The sequence below is a fragment of the Rhodoferax ferrireducens genome (assembly GCF_031458075.1).
GTDB lineage: Bacteria > Pseudomonadota > Gammaproteobacteria > Burkholderiales > Burkholderiaceae_C > Rhodoferax_B > Rhodoferax_B ferrireducens_A.
Genome location: NZ_JAVDXT010000005.1, coordinates 175297 through 194851, shown reverse-complemented (window position 1 = coordinate 194851; position 19555 = coordinate 175297). Strand labels below are relative to the sequence as shown.

At 62.7% G+C, this 19555-nt stretch carries 19 protein-coding genes; 11 read left to right on the top strand and 8 right to left on the bottom strand.

All coding sequences use genetic code 11. The features are described from left to right. Positions 1–12: 12 nt before the first annotated feature. Positions 13–2289 carry an FUSC family protein gene (locus tag J2X19_RS21915; protein ID WP_310376516.1) on the bottom strand — a complete coding sequence of 759 codons (2277 nt, stop codon included), beginning with the start codon at positions 2287–2289 and terminating at the stop codon, positions 13–15. A 271-nt stretch (positions 2290–2560) separates the two neighbouring features. Here J2X19_RS21915 and J2X19_RS21910 point away from each other — a divergent pair, with 271 nt between their 5' ends. Then, a complete protein-coding gene (locus tag J2X19_RS21910) occupies positions 2561–3625 on the top strand; it encodes a DNA cytosine methyltransferase (RefSeq protein WP_310376514.1) in 1065 nt (354 codons plus the stop codon). After that, the gene (locus J2X19_RS21905) at positions 3603–5246 is read left to right on the top strand and encodes a TIGR02391 family protein (RefSeq protein WP_310376512.1); all 1644 of its coding nucleotides are present in this window, start codon (positions 3603–3605) and stop codon (positions 5244–5246) included. Before J2X19_RS21910 ends, J2X19_RS21905 begins: the two co-directional genes overlap by 23 nt. A gap of 484 nt (positions 5247–5730) precedes the next feature. Here the strand turns inward: J2X19_RS21905 and J2X19_RS21900 are convergent, their stop codons facing one another. From J2X19_RS21900 to J2X19_RS21885, 4 genes are all read right to left on the bottom strand, one after another. Then, positions 5731–6297 (bottom strand): YdeI/OmpD-associated family protein, encoded by a 567-nt coding sequence (locus tag J2X19_RS21900; protein ID WP_310376509.1) that lies wholly within the window; start codon positions 6295–6297, stop codon positions 5731–5733. Positions 6298–6374: 77 nt separating this feature from the next. Further along, entirely contained in the window at positions 6375–7079 is a 705-nt protein-coding gene (gene ypfH, locus J2X19_RS21895) for an esterase (RefSeq protein ID WP_310376507.1), read from the bottom strand. Between the two features lie 117 nt (positions 7080–7196). Next, positions 7197–7883, bottom strand: coding sequence for a dienelactone hydrolase family protein (locus J2X19_RS21890; protein WP_310376505.1), 687 nt, complete (start codon positions 7881–7883; stop codon positions 7197–7199). 177 nt (positions 7884–8060) lie between these two features. Continuing rightward, entirely contained in the window at positions 8061–9191 is a 1131-nt protein-coding gene (locus J2X19_RS21885) for a Fic family protein (RefSeq protein ID WP_310376503.1), read from the bottom strand. A gap of 286 nt (positions 9192–9477) precedes the next feature. Between J2X19_RS21885 and J2X19_RS21880 the strand changes: the two genes are divergently transcribed. The 5 genes from J2X19_RS21880 to J2X19_RS21860 all read left to right on the top strand — a co-directional run bounded on the left by J2X19_RS21880 (position 9478) and on the right by J2X19_RS21860 (position 13198). Beyond that, complete coding sequence (locus J2X19_RS21880; RefSeq protein WP_310376501.1) at positions 9478–9720, top strand: CDGSH iron-sulfur domain-containing protein; 243 nt, start codon at positions 9478–9480, stop codon at positions 9718–9720. 100 nt (positions 9721–9820) lie between these two features. Further along, positions 9821–10573: a tRNA-uridine aminocarboxypropyltransferase gene (locus J2X19_RS21875; protein ID WP_310376499.1), complete on the top strand. Its 753-nt coding sequence runs from the start codon at positions 9821–9823 to the stop codon at positions 10571–10573. A gap of 146 nt (positions 10574–10719) precedes the next feature. Beyond that, positions 10720–11337, top strand: coding sequence for a hypothetical protein (locus J2X19_RS21870; RefSeq protein WP_310376497.1), 618 nt, complete (start codon positions 10720–10722; stop codon positions 11335–11337). 168 nt (positions 11338–11505) lie between these two features. Continuing rightward, entirely contained in the window at positions 11506–12210 is a 705-nt protein-coding gene (locus J2X19_RS21865) for a glutathione S-transferase N-terminal domain-containing protein (RefSeq protein WP_310376495.1), read from the top strand. A 154-nt stretch (positions 12211–12364) separates the two neighbouring features. After that, positions 12365–13198: a transglutaminase-like domain-containing protein gene (locus tag J2X19_RS21860; protein WP_310376494.1), complete on the top strand. Its 834-nt coding sequence runs from the start codon at positions 12365–12367 to the stop codon at positions 13196–13198. A gap of 11 nt (positions 13199–13209) precedes the next feature. Here the strand turns inward: J2X19_RS21860 and J2X19_RS21855 are convergent, their stop codons facing one another. After that, the gene (locus J2X19_RS21855; RefSeq protein ID WP_310376492.1) at positions 13210–14118 is read right to left on the bottom strand and encodes a proline dehydrogenase family protein; all 909 of its coding nucleotides are present in this window, start codon (positions 14116–14118) and stop codon (positions 13210–13212) included. Between the two features lie 463 nt (positions 14119–14581). Between J2X19_RS21855 and J2X19_RS21850 the strand changes: the two genes are divergently transcribed. After that, positions 14582–15148 (top strand): DUF1439 domain-containing protein, encoded by a 567-nt coding sequence (locus J2X19_RS21850; RefSeq protein WP_310376490.1) that lies wholly within the window; start codon positions 14582–14584, stop codon positions 15146–15148. Positions 15149–15151: 3 nt separating this feature from the next. Here the strand turns inward: J2X19_RS21850 and J2X19_RS21845 are convergent, their stop codons facing one another. Further along, positions 15152–15820, bottom strand: a complete 669-nt coding sequence (locus J2X19_RS21845) for a glutathione S-transferase family protein (protein ID WP_310376488.1) — start codon at positions 15818–15820, stop codon at positions 15152–15154. A gap of 77 nt (positions 15821–15897) precedes the next feature. Between J2X19_RS21845 and J2X19_RS21840 the strand changes: the two genes are divergently transcribed. Together J2X19_RS21840 and msrA are read left to right on the top strand one after the other, a co-directional pair. Continuing rightward, on the top strand, positions 15898–16776 hold the full coding sequence (locus J2X19_RS21840) for a LysR family transcriptional regulator (protein WP_310376486.1): 879 nt from the start codon (positions 15898–15900) through the stop codon (positions 16774–16776). Positions 16777–16882: 106 nt separating this feature from the next. Next, positions 16883–17626, top strand: coding sequence for a peptide-methionine (S)-S-oxide reductase MsrA (gene msrA / locus J2X19_RS21835; RefSeq protein ID WP_310376484.1), 744 nt, complete (start codon positions 16883–16885; stop codon positions 17624–17626). Here the strand turns inward: msrA and J2X19_RS21830 are convergent. After that, on the bottom strand, positions 17571–18563 hold the full coding sequence (locus tag J2X19_RS21830) for a LysR family transcriptional regulator (protein WP_310376482.1): 993 nt from the start codon (positions 18561–18563) through the stop codon (positions 17571–17573). The genes msrA and J2X19_RS21830 overlap by 56 nt on opposite strands. A gap of 114 nt (positions 18564–18677) precedes the next feature. Between J2X19_RS21830 and J2X19_RS21825 the strand changes: the two genes are divergently transcribed. Then, positions 18678–19550, top strand: a complete 873-nt coding sequence (locus J2X19_RS21825) for an oxidoreductase (RefSeq protein WP_310376480.1) — start codon at positions 18678–18680, stop codon at positions 19548–19550. The last annotated feature ends 5 nt before the right edge of the window (positions 19551–19555 follow it).

The following is a 19555-nucleotide window of genomic DNA, read 5'->3' as shown; positions in this document are numbered from 1 at the left end:
TTTGCATAGCAATCAGGCTGCTGTGCCCGCGGCCGGCTGGCGCAGCTGGGCCAGGGCCGATGCCTGCTGCAGCTCGCGCGCCATCGACGTGGCCAGGGTCAGCCGGCGCAGCAGCCAGGGCGTCAGGTCGTCGGCCAGCAGCGGGTCGGGCTTGGGCAGAAACGGCTGGCCGACGATGGTGGGCGCATCGGAGGGTGCCGGTGGGTCCTTGGGCGCGGCCGTGGCCGCCAGCTCCTGGGCGATCTGCCGCGCGGCCTCTTGCAGCGCCGGCGTGGCCACCGCCATGTCCAGCTGGGCGCGGCGCAGCAGCAGCAGCGACTTCACCGCCGTCAGCTGGGCCAGCAGCTGGTAGCTGCGCGCCTGCACCGCCTCCAGCGGCGCCAGCGCCGGCCGCACCTCGCTGGGCTCGGCCAGGCTGCGCTGGGTGGCCAGGGTCAGGGCCGACAGGCTGTCGTAGGCCTCGCGCCGGGCCAGCCGCCAGGGCAGGTCGGATGTCTGCGCGGGCTCGCCCAGCGCCAGCGCCAGCTTGGCGTGCTGCAGCTGGGCCTGCTGGCTGCGCCGCACCAGGCCCGGCAGCTGGCTGCGCTCCCAGGCCGGCAGCACATAGCTGAACAGCCAGGCCAGGGCCGCGCCCAGCAAGGTGTCGGCCAGCCGCTCGCCCACCGCAAAAGTGGGGGCCGCGCCCACCAGCAGGATGTGCGCCTGCAACAGCCCGGCCAGGGTGGCGAAGATGGTGGTGTACAGGTAGCGGCGCAGCGCAAACGCATGGGCCAGCCCCATGCCCAGCGCAATCACCAGGAACAGCGTGCGCGCCCCCGGGTGGGTGGCCAGCAGCGCCATCACCAGCAGGCAGCCCAGCACCGTGCCGGCCACCCGCGCGTCGCGCCGCTGCAGCGTCTGCGCCAGGTTGCCGCGCATCACCACCACGATGGTGGTCAAGATCCAGTACTTGTGCGCCGCCCACGGCAGGTGCAGCGACACGATGTAGCCCACGCCCACCGCCAGCGTGGCGCGCAGCGCATAGCGCAGGGTGGGGGCGCGCCAGGTCAGCTGGCCCAGCAGCGGCGCAATCGCCCAGCGCGTGGGGCTCACAAACAGCTGCCACTGGGTGCGCACCGCCGCCAGCTCGGGAGCCGCATCGCCGCGCGCCAGGGCCGCCAGGTGCATGGCTTCGTCGTTGATATGGCCTATGCGGTCGGCCATGTTGTGCAGCAGGGCCATCGCGTCCGGCGTGCCGGTGGTCAGCGGGCCGGGCACCAGCATGGCCGGATCGGGCCGCGGCGGCAGCACCCCGGCCAGCGCGGTGCGCAGGTCGGCAATCGGCGCAATCGCCTGTATGCTGCGGCCCAGCAGCATGGACAGGCTGAGCGCCTCCAACTGCTGGGCGGTGGTGTTCAGCACCTGCTGCAGCGCCGGCAGGGTGGCGGTGCTGCCTTCGTGTTTGAGCAATGTGTCCAGGTCCAGGTCGCAGGCCAGCTGGTGGTCGCGCGCCTCCAGCAGGCCCAGCAGCATGGCCGCCAGCCGGGTGCGCGCCGGCGTGGTGGGCGATTCGAGCACCACGTCGCGGGTGTTCTGCAGATGGTCGGCCAGCGTGGCCTGCTGCTCCAGCATGCGGGCCAGCAGAGATTGCGGATCGGCGTTGGGCGCAAAGCGCTGCGCCTGGGTGCGCAGAATCTGCGCAAAGCTGTGCAGGCACTCGGCCAGCAGCTGGGTGCGAAAGCGGGTGTTCAGCCAGTGGGTGGTCAGCACGCCCCACACCAGGTACAGCGCCGCCCCCAGCGCAAACCAGCCGCCGTGCTCCAGGATCTGCTCCAGCGAACCCACCGGCGGCGCGGCCATGGAAAACAGCATCGAGAACAACAGCGAAAACGTCAGCGGCCCGCCGCGCTTGCCCCAGGCCATCAGCATCACCGCCAAGAAGGTGCCGGCCGCCAGCACCACGCCCAGCAGCAGCACGTCTTCGCGCACCAGCTGCACCAGCATGAACAGCGGCGTACCCAGCAGCGGCGCCGGCAGCATCTGCATGAACTTGCGCCGCCGCGGCGCCGGCACGTCCGGCAGGCTGGTGATCATCACCCCCACCGCCGCACTCGACGCCCCGGCCAGCCCCGCCGATTCGAAGACCAGCAACATGATCACTACCAGCCCCAGGGTCACGCTCAGGCCGTTGGTTACGTAGTGGCTGAGGGCGATGCGCAAGAAGCGGTCGCCACGGGCGAATAGGCGGTCAGCGAGGGTGGGGCGCTGGCTGGCGCGGCTGAAGGGCGGGGGGATGGGGGTGCTGGGCATGCGGTGGGATGGTGTAGTCCCGTCTTAAAAAACCATGAAGGGCCGTGGCCTGATGAGGCTTGGCGTGAAGACGATCATGGCAGGCAATTTAGCAGAAATAGTGTTATGAGATATTCGTTCAAAGAGAGTAGTTGCTTCATACATAAAGATGATGCGTTGCTTGCTTTTATTTCAGTGGCGGGCATCATGCGCAGGCAACAATTGGAAACATCTTTGCACTTTGTCTGTAGTGGCTATTAGTGAGTTGGAATAAACGTTGAATTTATTAAATATGACAAAGAAAAAATATACTGCTATTGACCTTTTTTGCGGGGCTGGCGGCTTAACTTTAGGACTCAAGAAAGCTGGATTTAAAGTTATTGCAGGAGTTGAAATAAATCAAAATGCAGCTAAAACATATAAAAAAAATCATCCAAGAGTTAAATTGTATATTGAAGATATAAGAAAAATTTCGGTTAGTGATGTCTTGCGCGATTTAAATTTAAAACCAGGAGATCTGGATTTGCTTGCAGGATGCCCTCCTTGCCAGGGTTTTTCTTCTCAGCGAACTAGAAATAAGACGATTTCTATTAAGGATGATAGAAATAATCTGATATTCGATTTTTTGCGTTTTGTTGAGTTGGCTTTACCAAAAACAATAATGCTAGAGAATGTTCCTGCGCTTGCAAAAGATTGGAGGGTGGATGTTTTACGGAAAAAACTGGCATTGCTTGGTTATAAAGTGGATGCACAATTCGCTCAAGTGAAAGATGCATCTGATTATGGGGTTCCGCAGCGTAGAAAAAGATTGTTGATAAAGGTTTCAAGGATGGGTTCGATTCCTGATCCCGTTTCTATTGAACCTAAACGGACGGTAAGAAGTGCCATTGCACATTTACCTATACCAGGGTTTAGTGGGGATGAACTACATGATCTTGCGGAAAACAGGAGCGATAAAGTAAAGAAAATAATATCCCTGGTTCCAAAAAATGGCGGTTCTAGATCAGAAATACCTATGGATTTTTGGCTTGATTGTCACAAGAGAAATTTAGGTGGATATCTCGATGTGTATGGCCGTATGTCTTGGGATAAGGTCGCTCCAACAATTACTGGCGGATGTCATAACCCGTCTAAAGGTCGGTTCATCCATCCTGATCAAGACCGAGCAATTACCCTCAGGGAGGCAGCGCTTCTTCAAACTTTTCCGGAAAAATACAAATTTTTAATAAAAATTGGAAAAGATGCAATTGGATTAATGATTGGAAATGCATTGCCGCCCGAATTCATTCGACAGCACGCCGAACAATATTTCAATCACTTGAAGGAGAATTCACTTGAATCTGTTGCTCAAATTTGATCCCAAGACGATTGAGCATCTAGGTGTGAAGATGTATGCAACTCTTCCACCCGCACTCGCTGAATTAATCTCAAATTCCTACGATGCTGACGCTGGTGAGGTTCTGATAGAACTCTTGGAGCAAAATGGAAATCCGGTTGCCATAACGATTTTTGATAATGGTTTGGGCATGAGTTTGAAGGATATCCAGGAGAAATTCTTGGTAATCGGAAGAAATCGCAGAAAAGAAGAAGGCGACGAGCCTTCCCCTACCTATAGGAGATTGCCTACTGGAAAAAAAGGACTAGGTAAGTTGGCCCTATTTGGTTTAGCGAAAGAAATTACTGTTGACACAGTTAAAAAGGGGTTGCGCAATAGGTTCCATTTGAATTGGGACGACCTTTTGGCTTCGTCGGATACATATAATCCTAGGGTTGATATTGCGGACGAAAGAGTCTCTAATAAAGACGGAACTGTTATTCAGTTGTCCGAATTAAAAAGAAGAAGTTCATTTGACATTGAGGCGTTGGCGGATAGTCTTTCCAGAATATTTATAGTTGATTCTGGTTTTAAAATTGATCTTAAGGGGCCTAATGGTAAATTGGCTTCCGTATCTGACGCCAGACGTTATGCGGCCATAGAACAGCAGTTTAACTGGAGTGAAGATCAGCTAATACTTAAAGAGCATCCATATTTTGGTCTTGTGAAGATGCATCTAATCACTTCAAAGACTCCAATTCCACCTAGTTCTGGATTAAGAGGCGTTGCATTATTTTCTCGCGGAAAGTTAATTAATGCGCCTGAATATTTTTCTGAAAGCACATCCAGCCATTTTTATCAGTACTTAACAGGCTGGATCAAAGCTGACTTCATTGATCTTTTGGATGAGGATGTGATTTCTACAAATAGACAAGCTTTGAACTGGGAACATCCAGAAATGGCGAAGTTTAGAGATTATTTGTCGAAAATAATTGCTGAAGTCGGATCTGATTGGAGAAAAAAGCGTGCAGGACAAAAAGAAGATGAAATGAAGGCCGTGACGGGTATCGATAAAAACAAGTGGTTTGGCACTTTGCCTGAGGATGTCAGGAAATCCGTTGAGATAATTGTTAAAAAAATGGGAGAGAGTGAAGAGGTATCTGAAACCTTTGCTCCTGTAATACGCGCTTTATACGATATAGTACCGGAGTATCCATTGCTTCATTGGAGGCATTTGCATAAAACGATTAAAGACGATGTGCAGCAATATTATAATGCCGGTCAATATGGACATGCAGCTGATCAAGGCGCTAAACTGTTTGCTCAGAAAGTTAGAGATTTGTCTGGGCAAGATAAAGATGGTGTCGATTTGGCAGGTGTATTTTCGTTTCATTATGAGCCCAAGACTAGCTCTTATGACAGGCCCCCAATTGTTAAAATAAATGACGGCAGTAGCGAATCGCTAAGAAATATTCAAGATGGCCATCAACATTTAACAAGAGGTCTGATGCAGGGGTTTAGGAATCCAATTAATCATTCTCCGATGTCGGCCGTGGTTCCTTCTATGATTTCAGAATTAGATTGTTTAAACATATTAAGTTTATTATCTTATTTGGCTGCGAAATTGGATTATTCGGAAAATTTATCAAAAGATAAAAAATAGAATAAAACAACGTTTGAAAGTTTACTGACTCGGTTTTTGTAGATGTTTTGCACCAAGTCGCAATCTTGCTAGCTGTCGCGGCTTTGGTCCTGTTCGCCGCATTTCGATGGGATTGCCGTAGCGCAGCATGACCCGGCTCCGCGTCGCGCGAGGCTTACCGGGTCGCCGACGAATGCGGCGCGTCAGGCTTCGTCGGCATCGGCATAGCTTAGAAGCGTAGGCAAGGTGCGGCTCTCACAGCGGGTGAATCCGGCGTTGCGGCAGGCGCGATTCAGGACCCCGGCCTACCCGAGCCGGGATCACATCGGGCATCCGTTGGTGAGCACTTCGTCCTGCGCGATCTCGAAAAGCGTTGCCCGGCCGCAATGCGCGCTCTAGCCCCACACGCTCAGTGCCACGCGTCCGCCGGGCCCCCGCCCGTGGTGCAGCTCAAAGATCGGTTGCTGCGGAAGCGTTAGCACCCACCTCGCGCTGGCGACACATTTCAAGGGCTCTCGCCCCGCGTCAACTTCGCCAACAACTCCGCCATCCGCTTCTGCCGCGTTTCCGGCCGCTTGGCGCTGTGCAGCCGGTGGTAGATGGTGAACTGGCTCTGGCGTTTGAGCGTGGCGTAAAAGGCGTGGGCAGCGGGGTCTTGTTGCAGTGCCGTCAAAAAGTCTTCGGGCATCACCATGGTGGCGCTGCCGGCGTAGGCGGTGGCCCAGCGTCCGTCGCTGCGCGCGGCCTCTACGTGCGCCAGGCCGGCGGCTTGCATGTGCCCTTGCGCTATCAGCCGTTCGGCGTGTTGCACGTTTTTCTGCGACCAGTTGGAGCGCGCGCGGCGTGGCGTCAGGCGCTGCAGGAATGAGGTGTCGTCCAAGCCCTTGCGCAGCCCGTCGATCCAGCCCCACGCGATGGCGGCCACCACGCAATCGTCCCAGGTGACGGAGGGCTGGCCGGTGGCCTTTTTGAAGATGCGCACCCACAGCTCGGTCTCGCTGGCGTGGTTTACCTGCAGCCAGGCGTGGAGCTGCTCGGGCGTTTCAAAGCTGTGGTGTGCTGATTTGCTCATGATTTGATAGCTGCTAGCGCAGATTCCACCTACGCCAGTGGCCTGTTTGGCATACAGGCTACGGTGTGGGCGGCAGGCTAGCTGCCCTGCTGCTGTGCAGCCGCTTTTTGCACTTCTTCCCATTGGTACTTGGGAATATGGCCTGTCAGGCGCTCGAGCACCAGGTCCATGACTTCGTCAGTAATTTCATGTGCCAGGAAGGGGATGACGTCTGCCGTAAGGTCGCCGCCCAGCGCCACCAGGCGCTCTGCGGCGGATACGCAGTGGCCGTAGTGGATGACGGGGTCCGCCTTGCCGTGGATGAAATGCAGCGTGGTTTTCTCGGGTGCGCTGCTGGGCAGCTGCGCATAGCGGCTGGACAGCACGACGATGCGGGCCGCCAACGCGGGTTCGACCTGCGCGGCTTCCAGCGCCATGGTGGCGCCCTGTGCAAAGCCAAAAATGGCCGTGGCACCGTGGCCCACGCCACTCTGGGTTTGCCAGTAGCGCAGGTTGTGCACAAAGGCGGGCACGGCCTGTGCCACGCGTGCGGCGCGCTGGTCGTCATCGATGTCTTGCGTGGGGTACCACTGGCCGCCCACCTCTGCGTCGGCAGGCTGGGGGGCGGCCGTGTCGTAGCGGTACGGCGCCTGCACGCTGACGATGAAGGCATGGGGGAAATGCGCGGCCAGGCGCCGCCCCAGGGGCTCCATATGCCGCGCACTGCCGCCCTCGCCGTGGTGTAGCACCATGAGTTGCTGGGCCGGCAGGGCGGGTTGCTGGATGACGATGGAGTCTGACAAAACGGGTCCTTGTGGAAGATGCTGGCATTTTCTGCGGCAATGGCCCTGAAGAAGGCGATGGAGTCCTTCTTCAGGTCTATTTCAGCGCTATTGCAGAGCCATGGCGTATGCGCCAGCTCAGCCCAGGTGCTTGCCAAAGAACCGCAGCGCCCGGTCCCAGGCCTGCTGCGCCCACACCGGGTCGTACTGCGTGGCCGGGATGCGGCCGGGGCCTACGGCTTCTTCGTTGGCGAAGGCGTGGTGGGCCAGGTAGCGGTGGAACTCGAAGCTCACGTCTGCGGCCTTGAGCTTGTCTTCCAGCGCGGCCACGGTGTCGATCTTGAAGAACTCGTCTTGCGTGGCCCAGTGGCCTTGCAGGGGGATCTTGATTTTGCTGGCGTCGATGTATTCCAGCGGCGGGCAGCCGTACCAGACGACGGCGGCGTCCAGCTCAGGCGCCTGGGCGGCCAGCAGGGTGAGGGCGCCGCCCATGCAGAAGCCGGTCAGGCCCAGCTTTGGGGCGCGGGCCTTCATGAACTGCAGGGCCCCGCGGATGTCCTGGCTGGCGGCGTCGCCGAAGTCCAGGCCGGTCATCAGGTGGTGGGCTTCTTCCTGCTCTACCGTGGCTTTGCCGCGGTACAGGTCCGGCACCAGGGCCTGGAAGCCGGCAGCGGCCAGGCGGTCTGCCACGCCCTTGATCTGGTCGTTCAGGCCCCACCATTCCTGGATGACCACAATGGCCGGGGCATTGCTGGCGGACGGTTCGGCCAGATAGCCCTGCACGGTTTTGCCATCAGGTCGTGCGTAGTTGACGAGGGTTCCCATCTTTGCTCCTTGTTGTTGAGAGGGTCAGCGCGGTATTGTGGGCAGAACGCGTGGCCGAGGGTGCTGTGGGGGGATTGGGCTGGCTGGCAACACCATCGCTGCTGTGTACCGTCTGCCCAAGGTGAAAATACTATGGATTTAAGAGCTGTTAGCGCAGCCTTCACAGGCGATAGAAGCCTATTGGACTTGTAGCGCATAGCCCGTACTCCGCCCGCCGCCCTCCAGTCTGCGCAGCACACCCCGTTCCACCAAGTCGTTGATATCCCGCAGTGCCGTATCTGCCGAGCATTTGCCGATGCTGGCCCACTTGGCGTTGGTGAGTTTGCCGTCCATGCCGTCCAGCACGCGGTTCAGCACTTGGGTTTGCCGTGGGCTCATCGGCGTGCCGGCCCAGCGTTGCCAGAACTGTGCTTTCCCCAGTACGCCGGCCAGCAACACGTCTGCGCCCTGCACTGCGCGTAGCAGGCAACCCAGGAACCAGGTCAGCCAAGGCGTGACGTCCAGCGCGCCGCTTTGGGTGGCTTCCAACTGGTCGTAATAGGCTTTGCGCTCACGCTGTATTTGGGCGCTCAGGCTGTAGAAGCGCTGAGCCGTGCCTTCCGCGCGGGCCAGGGCCATGTCGCCCACGGCACGGCTGATGCGGCCGTTGCCATCGTCAAACGGGTGCAGCGTGACCAGCCACAAATGGGCCAGCCCGGCGCGGACCAGGGCATCGCCTGTCGGCGCAGTGTTGAACCACTGTAGAAATGCGGTGGTTTCGGTCGCGAGCGCGGTGGCCGGGGGGGCTTCGTAGTGCACTTTCTCCCGCCCCACCGGCCCGGACACTACCTGCATGGGGCCTGCCGCGTCGTTTCGCCAAGTGCCGACCTGAATGCGCACGCGGCCGCTGTAGCCGGTGGGAAACAGGGCCGCATGCCAGCCGAACAGGCGTTCTGCGGTCAGGGGCTGCGCATATTGCTGGGTGGCGTCCAGCACCATGTCCACCACGCCATCCACATGGCGGTCGGCCCGCGCCAGCGCGCCAATGTCCACGCCCAGGCGGCGGGCGATGGATGAGCGCACGGCGTCCAGGTTCAGCAGCTCGCCCTCGATGGCGCTGGTGGTGATGACTTCTTGGGTCAGCACTTGCAGGGTGGCCTGGTCGCGCTGTGCCAGCCCCAGCGCAGCCATGCGGCCCGTCAAGTTGCTTTGGGCGCGGTGTACCTGGGCCAGCGGTGCAGCCAGGGCAGCGGCATCCCAGTGCCATTGCGGCCAGTCGGGGCGCTGCCAGATGTAGCTGCGGCGGCGGGGCGTTTTTTCTCTCAGCATGCGGCGATTATGCGGTTTATTCGCCGCATAAAGTGCGGCGAATATGCGGGTCAATAACCGCACCGACCGTGGCGGGATGGAATGCGTATGCAACCGCATTGCTCCCAAATCCATAGCTGCTAGCGCATGTATTACCTGCGCCAGGGCCCGATTTCCTTTAAATCCAGCCCATCGCAGTGTTCGCCCCCTTCCGTCTGTAGGGTGATGCCCGGCCAGGCCATGGTGCACAGCCCGCTTTGGTAGCAAACTCCCCCATGCATTCCACACAATGCAAAGGAGGCTCCCAATGACCTCTCCAGTCCGGGCTTCGGATACGCCGTTCGCCGTCGTGGTCGAACAGGGCAAGGACTACTACTGGTGTGCCTGCGGGCAGAGCAAGCACCAGCCGTTTTGCGACGGGTCGCACCAGAACGGCCCGTTCAGCCCCGTGAAGTACAGCGCCACCGCCAGCCGCGAGGTGTACTTCTGCGGCTGCAAAGGCTCTGCCCACAAGCCGCTGTGCGACGGCAGCCACAACCAGCCGGTGTGAAGCTGGCGCCACCGCCTGGCAAGCGGCGGGAGGCCGGGCCGTATGGCGGGACAGCCGCAGCGTCGACAATGCAGACCCTGCCGAGTCACCCACCGTCCCCATGTCCCACCTCCCACCCCACGCAGTCTCCCGCCTGCGCACCAGCCGGTTGGCCCGCAGCGCCAAGCCCTTTCTCGCCCGCGGTGGCTCGAAGGTGGAGCGCTGCACGGGCTGCCGCCTGGCGCCCAGCCACTGCATGTGCGCGCTGCGCCCGGCGCTGCCCAGGCATCCGAGCCAGGCCGGCGTCTGCCTGCTGATGGCCGACATCGAGCCGCTGAAGCCCAGCAACACCGGCTGGCTGATTGCCGACGTGGTGGCCGATACCTCGGCCTTTGGCTGGGCCCGCACCGAGGTCGACCCGGATTTACTCACCCTGCTGGCCGACCCGCAGTGGCAGCCCTACCTGGTGTTCCCCGGCGAGTTTGTGGCGCCCGAGCGGGTGGTGACCGAGCTGCTGCCACCCGTGGCACACGCCGAGGCCAAACGCCCGCTGTTCGTGCTGCTCGACGCCACCTGGCCCGAGGCGCGCAAGATGTTCCGCAAGAGCCCGTACCTCGACCGGCTGCCGGTGCTGAGCCTGCAGGCCGACCGCATCTCGCGCTACAAGCTGCGCCGGTCCCGGCGCGACGACCACTTCTGCACCTCCGAGGTGGCCGCCCTGTGCCTGGAGCTGGCCGGCGAGCCGCACGCCGCGCAGACGCTGGAGGCCTATCTGGACGTCTTTACCCACCGCTACCTGCAGGCCAAGCAGCAGCAACCCGCCGAGGTCGACAACGCGGCGCACCAGCGCTTGCAGGGTTTGCTGCTGGGCTGACTTACTACTATTTTGCTAGCGGCTGCCGCAGGATCTACCTGCGCCAGAGCCCGATTCCATGTAGACCCGGTGCCCGAATAGCCCTGCACTCCGGTATCTGCGCGGGCCTGCCTACACTGCACAGCTTCATCACCTTGGAGCCCCCCATGCTTTTGACGACCCGCCGCACTGCGGTACTGGCCCTGTGTCTGGCTGCGAACCTGTGTCTAGCCCAGGCGGTGGCGCCGCCGGCGGCCAGCGTGCGGGTGCGTGGCACGGTGCAGAGCGTGGCGCCGGGCCTGTTGACGGTGAAGGACCGCGGCGGCGAGGTGGTGCAACTGGTGTTGCCCGATGCGCTGCCGGTGTCCGAGGTCTACCCGCTGGCCATGGGCGACATCCAGCCCGGCAGCTTCATCGGCACGGCGGCCATGCCGCAGGCCGACGGCTCTGAGCGCGCCATTGCGGTGATGGTGTTCCCCGAATCCGCGCGCGGCGTGGGCGAGGGGCACCGGCCGTTCGACCTGCTGCCGCAGAGCACCATGACCAATGCCACGGTGGCCGATGTGGTCACCGCCACCAATGGACGCACCTTGCAGCTGAAGTACAAGGACGGCGCGCGGGCCATCGTGGTGCCACCGGACGCGCCCATCGTCAGCTTTCGCCCCGGCGACCGCAGCCTGCTGGTGCCCGGCGCCAGCGTGTCGCTGACGGCGCAGATGGTGGGCGACAAGCCGACCATTTCGCGCATCAGCGCCGGCCGCAACGGCTTTGCCTTGCCGTATTGAGTGCACAGATCACTCCTGATTGCATAGCTGCTGGTGCACACCCGGATTGCGCGAATGGACATTTTTGTGTGTAAAGCGCGGCCGCGCCAGGCTGCCGCCAAAATGTTCCATGCGGCGAATGCGCCATAGCTTTTCGCCGTAGCTTTTGACTCCCACAGGACCCCGCACATGACCGATATTTCCGCCTTCCCCATCACCCAGAAATGGCCTGCCCAGCACCCCGAGCGCCTGCAGCTGTATTCGCTGCCCACGCCCAACGGCGTGAAGGTGTCGATCCTGCTGGAAGAAATGGGCATGGCCTACGAGCCGCACCTGGTGAGCTTCGAGAAGAACGACCAGACCTCGCCGGCCTTCTTGTCGCTGAACCCGAACAACAAGATCCCGGCCATCCTGGACCCGCACGGACCCGGCGGCAAGCCGCTGGCGCTGTTCGAATCGGGCGCCATCCTGGTCTACCTGGCCGAGAAGACCGGCAAGTTCATTCCGCACGACGCGGCCCAGCGCTACGAATGTCTGCAGTGGCTGATGTTCCAGATGGGCGGCATCGGGCCGATGTTTGGCCAGGTCGGCTTCTTCCACAAGTTTGCCGGCAAGGACTTTGAAGACAAGCGCCCGCGCGACCGCTACCTGGCCGAAAGTAAGCGCCTGCTGACCGTGCTGGACCAGCACCTGCAAGGCCGCAATTGGATGATGGGTGAGGACTACACGATTGCCGATATCGCCATCTTCCCCTGGGTGCGCAACCTGGTGGGCTTCTACGGCGCGGGCGAGCTGGTCGGCTTTGCCGAGTTCGCCAATGTGCAGCGCGTGCTGGCGGCGTTTGTGGAGCGGCCAGCGGTGGTCCGGGGGCTGGCGATTCCGGCCCGCGGCTAGCTCGCCATCCAAGGGGGCGGCTACGTAGGACGCGTCTTACACGCCTGCGGGCCGCTGCCCCCCTGTTGCAGTGCAGCATGCGGGCGCACACTGTGCATCTGCGAGTTCGAACAGGTCGAGGTCGTCACACACCGCGCCCTGACCGGATGGCCCCATGCACATCAAAATTGGTTTCGACATTGAACTCGCCATCACTGCACCGATGGCGTTCATCTATCTGCTGCACGTACACCCTTCGCGCCGAGGCGACCTGTGGGCGCCGCAGCACATCCAGGTGGAGCCCGGCCTGGTGCCCGAGGAGTATTACGACGCCTTTGGCAACCTGTGCGGCCGGGTGAATGCGCCGGCCGGGGTGAACCAGGTGCGCTTCCAGAGCCAGGCCGTGGTGCGCGACCACGGCCTGCCCGACGAGGTGAACTGGAACGCCTGGCAGCACGACCCCACGGGCCTGCCCACATCGACCCTGCAGTTTCTATTGCCCAGCCGCTACTGCGAGGTGGACAGCGAGTTGCTGCAGTTCGCCTGGAACCAGTTTGGCCAGACCGCCAAGGGCTGGGCCCGGGTGCAGGCCATCTGCGACTTCGTGCACAACCATATCCGCTTCGACTACATGGCAGCGCGTGCCACGCGCACTGCGGTGGAGGGCTTCCGCGAAGGCACGGGCGTGTGCCGCGACTACACGCATCTGGCCATCACCCTGTGCCGCTGCATGAACATTCCGGCGCGCTACTGCACCGGCTACCTGGGCGACATCGGCATCCCGCCGGTGCCCTACCCGATGGACTTCAGCGCCTGGTTCGAGGTCTACCTGGGCGACCGCTGGTACACCTTTGACGCGCGCCACAACACGCCGCGCATCGGCCGCGTGGTCATGGCCCGGGGACGGGACGCCGGCGATGTGCCCATCACCATGGCCTTTGGGCAGAACACCCTGGCCAAGTTCGAGGTCACGACCTACGAGGTCGACGCGCAAGGCAACGCGGTGTAAACCGCCGGGGGTTAGAGGCCGACCATGGCCCTTGCCACATGCCCGGCGATGCGCGGGTTCTCCTTCATGCGCCGGATGCTGTAGCCATACCAGTCCTTGCCGTAGGGCACATAAATGCGCACCTTGAAGCCCATGCCCAGCAGCCGGTCCCGCAAGGGTTCGCATACACCGAGCAGCATCTGAAACTCGAATTGCGCGGGATCGGCGCGCTTGCTGCGTACCAGCGCGACGACCTGCTCAAGCAGGGCGGCATCGTGCGTGGCGATAGCCACGAAGGTGCCGGTGTCCAGGCAGCGCGCGACGTGGGCCAGGAAATGCGGGTTGATGGCGCTGCGGTCGCGCCCGGCCGCGTCCACCAGGTGCGCTGGCGGCTCCCGATAAATGCCTTTGCAGATGCGCAGGCTGTTTCCGGGGCGCAGCAGCGGCTCTATGTCCTGGTAGCTGCGCCGCAAGTAGGCCTGCAGGGCCATGCTGATGTTGCCGTAGTGCTTGGTGAGCTGGGAAAACAGCTCGATTTCCAGCTGGGTGCAGCGCACATCTTCCATGTCGATGCATACGGTCGTCTGGCGCTGGGCAGCCGATGCCACCAGGCGCTCCAGCCGCTGTGCGCACTCTTGCCGGTCCAGCAGCAAGCCCAGGGCCGTCGGTTTCACGGAAATGCCGGCGTCCAAGCCATGGTGCTGGATGGCGTGCAGCACCTGCTGGTAAGCGCGGGCGGTGTTTTCGGCTTGCTGTGCGGTGGCAACCGTCTCGCCCAGCACATCGACCGTGACGCTAAAGCCTTGGGCGTTGAGCTGGCGGATGCGTGCCACCGCCTGGGCGAGGTCGTCGCCAGCGATATAGCGTCGGGAGATTTTCTGGACCAGCGCGCGCGGAAGCCAGGGGATGGCGTGCGCCACCAGGGTGTTTAAAAACTGCATGTGGGTATCCAAGACAAATAACAGGGTGCCCCGACCCGTCCGATGCGGTGCATAGGAGGCGTCTGAAAGAGGCAAGGGGGTACCTGCAGGAGCGCAGTCCCGCAGGCGCGAAGCAGCAGGCGGGGTCACGCGCACTTCAGCGAAATGCGGGCACCACAGCAATCTGCGTTCAGTTATTTGTCAATGGAGGCCAGGCGGCGCGGTGCATGGGGATTTCTCGGGTGGTGGACCTGATGGGCTAGCTCGGCGATGGCGAGGCTCTCATGGCATCAGGTTCAAAACAATGCACAGTGTATTCCGACCTCTGGTGTGAGAGGGGGTGTTCATGTGCTCCTGTATCGATAGCATGTTGCGCTTGTTCTGCCTGCGCCAGAGGCAGTTTTTATTTGTAAAAGTGACGACCGTGGCGACCCGTGCCGGAACTCTGGCCCGCCCGGCGGCCCCAACGGGGGCAAGGAGACTTATGCAACGCAGATATTTGTTGGTGGCCAGCGCCCGGCTGGCGCTGCTGGGGGTGGGTGTAGCCGTTACAGGCCAGGCGCTGGCCCAGCCCAGCTACACCGTGTCGATACAAGTCCTGCAGCAGACCGTGGCCCAGCGTTTTCCGCTGCGTTACCCGGTCGAAGGCCTGCTGAACCTGGACCTGCAGGCGCCGCGCCTGGGCCTGCTGCCCGCGCAGAACCGGCTGGCGGCGGCCATGCAGGTCGAGGCCGCAGGCCCGGCGCTGCGGCGCAGCTATACCGGCAGCTTCGACGTGGACTTTGCGCTGCGCTACGAGGCCAGCGACCGCAGCATCCGCGCCCACCAGCTGCAGTTCAAGAACCTGCAGTTCCCCGGCCTGCAGCCCGCGGCGGCCGAGCTGCTGAACGCCTACGGCCCGGCCCTGGCCGCGCAGTCCCTGCAAGAGGTGGTGCTGGACACCCTGCGCCCGCAAGACCTGGCCTTGGCCGACACCATGGGTTTGCAGCCGGGCAGCATCACGGTGACCGACAAGGGGCTGGTGGTGGGTTTTGTGAACAAGCCGGCCTGATGTTTAAACCAGGGCCGGCGCAGCCAGGCGCCGCGCCAGGGCAGAGGGGCGCTGGCTTACAAACCGGCGCAGCAGCGCGGGGTAGTCGCTGCCCACGGCGCCAGCCACCGATGGCCTGGCGGCCAAAGCCAGGCGCCAGGCGCTGACCTTGGGCGTGGCGGCAAAGAAGCCGAAGTCGCCCAGGCTGTCGAACACGTCGAAGTAGCGGAATACCGGACCGAAGACCGCATCCACCATCGAAAACTGCTGGCCCGCAAAGTAGGGGCCGTCCTGCAATGCGGCCTCCAAGCGTGCCCACTGGGCGCGTAGCTCGGCGGCTTTGCGGTCCAGTGCGGCCTCGTCGGGCGCGTTGTAGAAGCCGGCAATCATGTTCAGCATGGCGGAGCCAAACTCCATCCAGGCGCGGTGCTGCGCGCGCTCGAGAGCGTCGCCGGGGTGCAGGCGTGGCCCGGCGGTGTCGTCCAGGTATTCGCAGATCACGGCCGATTCAAAAATCGGCTGGTCGTCCACCTGCAGCACCGGCGTCTTGCCCAGGGGCGAGAGCTGCAAGAACCAGTCGGGCTTGTGTGCCAGGTCGATGTGGATGCGTTCAAAAGGCTGGTTCTTTTCTGCCAGCACGATGGCGGCGCGCTGTACATAGGGGCATAGCGGGTGGCTGATAAGGGTGAGCATGGTGGGGGCCTATGCAGTGGAGATGCAGGAAATGTAGGATTGCGCTAGCACAATGAAAATAGGCAGCGCTACAAACCATGCATGCACCAACGCAATACAAACTGAGCGCGGCCGATGTGGAAACGCTGCTGGCTTTGGTCCGCACCGGCACCCTGGCGGCGGCGGGTGAACGGTTGGCGGTGGATGCGTCCACCGTGTTTCGCAGTATCCAGCGCGTCGAAAAAGGCCTGGGCCAGCGCCTGTTCGCGCGCTCGCGCACTGGCTATCTGCCGTCCGAGCTGGCGCAGGAGCTGGCCAGCCGCGGCGAGCAGATGGAAACCCAGCTGGAGGCTGCGCGCTCGGCCGCGCAGGTCCGGCCCGAGCAGGTCGCGGGCGCGGTGCGCATCACCAGCACCGATACCGTCCTGCACGCGCTGGTGGCGCCGGCGCTGCCGCAGCTGCGCACGCTCCATCCGCTGCTGAGCTACGAGCTGCATGCGGGCAACGAGCTGGCCAGCCTGACCCGGCGCGATGCCGACATTGCGGTGCGTGCCACCCAGCGCCCGCCGCCGCATCTGGTGGGCAAGCACATAGGCCCGATCCGCGTGGCGTTGTTTGCCGGCCTGCAGGCTGGCGTGGTGGACTTGGATACCGCGGGCCAGGCCAGTTGGATCGCGCCCGACGATGCCTTGCCCGAGCATCCGTCGGTGCTCTGGCGCAAAAAGCATTTCCCCAAGGTGGCGCCCGCCTACCGGGTGAACAGCATCCTCACCGTGGCCGAGCTGGTAGCCCAGGGCTTGGGCATTGGCGTGCTGCCGCTGTTCCTGGCGCAGCGCCGCAATGACCTGCGCCAGCTCGGCGATGTGCTGGACGAAGCCCAGACCGAGCTCTGGCTGCTGACGCACACCGAATCGCGCCATTTGCGCCGCGTGCATGCCGTGTACAGCCATCTGGCGCAGAGCCTGGTGTTGCTGTAGTGCGCAAGGCCTTCGCTGGCCGCATGTAAGGATTGGAACGCTGCGCCGACGAATGGCCATGTGCGGAACTTGGTGTTCCGCATCCCACTCAAACCCAAGATCCACCATGGCACGCTTGACCGTATCCCCAACCGCTTCCCGTTTTGCCATCTCCAAGGCCAGCCTACTGTGCATGGCCGGCGTGGTGGTGCTGGCCGCGCTGTACTGGAGCCCGAGCGCCGTGGCCGAGAAGCCGGTGCCGATTCCGCCGCCATCAGCCCAGGCCCTGGCCGGCCTGGCACCGGCCAGCCCGGCGGAGGACACCGTGGTGTTCGCCGGTGGCTGCTTCTGGGGCATACAGGCGGTGTTCCAGCACACCACGGGCGTGCTACAGGCCGTGTCCGGCTATGCGGGAGGCACGCCGGCCGACGCCAACTACCAGCGCGTCAGCGGCGGCGGCACCGGCCATGCCGAGGCGGTGCAGGTGCGCTTCGACCCGCGGCAGATCAGCTATGCGCAGCTGCTGCAGATCTACTTCTCGGTCGCCCACGACCCGACCCAGCTGAACCGCCAGTACCCGGATGTGGGCCCGCAGTACCGCTCGGCGGTGTTCTACGCGGATGCCAGCCAGAAGGCGCTGGCCGAGCGCTACATCGCCGAACTGGATGCGGCCAAAGTCTTTCCGGCCAAGATCGTCACCCAGCTGAGCCCGCTCAGCGGCTTTTACCCGGCCGAGAAATACCACCAGAACTACGCGACCCTGCACCCCGACGCGCTGTACATCGCCCGCTACGACCTGCCCAAGATCGCCAACCTCAAGACCTTGCTGCCCGGCGTCTACCGCGAGCAGCCGGTGCTGGTGGCGAACTGACGCCGGCCGCCAGCTCGTGCGGCTGCAGCACGAACTGCGTATTACCCACCAGCCGCTCCACCGCCAGGTCGATGAAGGCGCGCACCCGCGACGGTTGGGCGCTGCGACTGCCGTAGTACACGTACAGGCCCAGGTGGTCGGCCACGTGGGCGGTGAGCAAGGGCACGAGCTGCCCGGCGCGCACCAGCGGCGCGGCCGTTGTGCCGACCAGCTGGCCAATCGCCTGGCCGGCCACCACGGCGCGCGCTTCCAGCTCTACATCGTTGCTGAGCAGCGCGGCTGTGATATTGCGTGCCACCACCTCATCGCCCACCTTGAATTCCCAGGGCATGGGCTTGCCGGTGCTCGCATGGCGAAAGCCGCTGCAGCGGTGCTGGGCCAGTGCATCGATGCTGGTGGGTGCGCCATGCTGCGCGATGTAGGCCGGGGCGGCGCAGACCACCAGCTGCAAGGGCATGAGCCGGCGCGAGATGACGCCGCCCTCCGGGGGCTGGCCGGCGCGGAAGCCGACATCGACCCGGTCTTCCACCCAGTTGCTGAGGCGGTCGTCCATCTGCACATCGGGTTCGATCTGCGGATGGCGGCGGCAATATTCCTCCAGCACCGGCCACAGCACCTCCAGCATGAGGGAGCGCGGCGCCACGATGCGCAGCGGCCCGGCAATTTCCTCCCGGCCACGGCGTGCCCCATGCAGCGCGCGCTGCAGCGTGGACAGGCCGGGCTGGGCGGCGTGGAGGAATTGTTCGCCCTCTTCCGTCAGGCTCAGGCTGCGCGTGGTGCGGTGGAACAGGCGCACGCCCAGGTGCTGCTCCAGCTGCACCAGCGCCTGGCTGGCGGCCTGCGGGCTGATGCCTTGCGCCGCGGCGGCCTGGCGCAGGCTGCCGAGTTCGGCGGCTTTGACGAAGGTGGCAACTGCGCGCAGTTCGTTGATAGCCATGGGGTTCTACATTGTCATGAATTTCTTGATTATGAAGCCAGCGATTGCCAGCTATTCAGATGCGGATGCAAAAACTACATTGCCCTACCGCAACATTGATTCAAGGACGTCACCATGACAAGCAACACTTCTTTTCCCCGCATCTGGATGGTCACCGGCGCATCGCGCGGCATAGGCGCGCGCATCACCGAGGCCGCGCTGGCCCAGGGCGACGCCGTGGTCGCCACCGCCCGTGACGCGGCTGCGCTGCAGCAGCGCTTCGGCCACAACGCCGCGCTGCTGGCTCTGCCGCTGGACGTGACTGACGAAGCCCAGGCCGCGCGCGCCGTGGCAGCCGCGCTGGACCGCTTTGGCCGCATCGACGTGCTGGTCAACAACGCCGGCTACGGCCTGCTGGGTGCGGTGGAAGAAGCCAGCGCCGACGAGGTGCGCCGCTTGTACGAGACCAATGTGTTCGGCCTGCTGAACGTGGCCCGCGCCGTGCTGCCCGCCATGCGCGCGCGCCGCCAGGGCCACGTCATCAACATTTCGTCGCTGGGCGGCTACCAGTCGGCGGCGGGCTTTGGCCTGTACTGCTCGACCAAGTTCGCGGTCGAAGGCCTGACCGAAGCCCTGCACGCCGAGCTGGCGCCGCTGGGCATCCACGTGACGGCGGTGCAGCCGGGCTACTTCCGCACCGACTTTCTGGATGCCGCATCGCTGGCCGTGTCGCCGCGCATCCTGGACGACTACGCCGCCAGCGCCGGCCAGGTGCGCGTGGCCGCGACACAGATCAACCACCAGCAGCCCGGCGATCCGCTGCGGCTGGCCCAGGCGCTGCTGGCCCTGGTGACATCGCCAACCCCGCCGCTGCGCCTGCCACTGGGCACCGACACGCTGCAAACCATTGCCGACAAGCATGCGTTCGTAGAGCGCGAAACCGCGCAGTGGCGCGGATTGGCTGCGTCGACGGATTTCCCCAAACAGGTTGCAGCGGCGGTTGTCTGATTTGC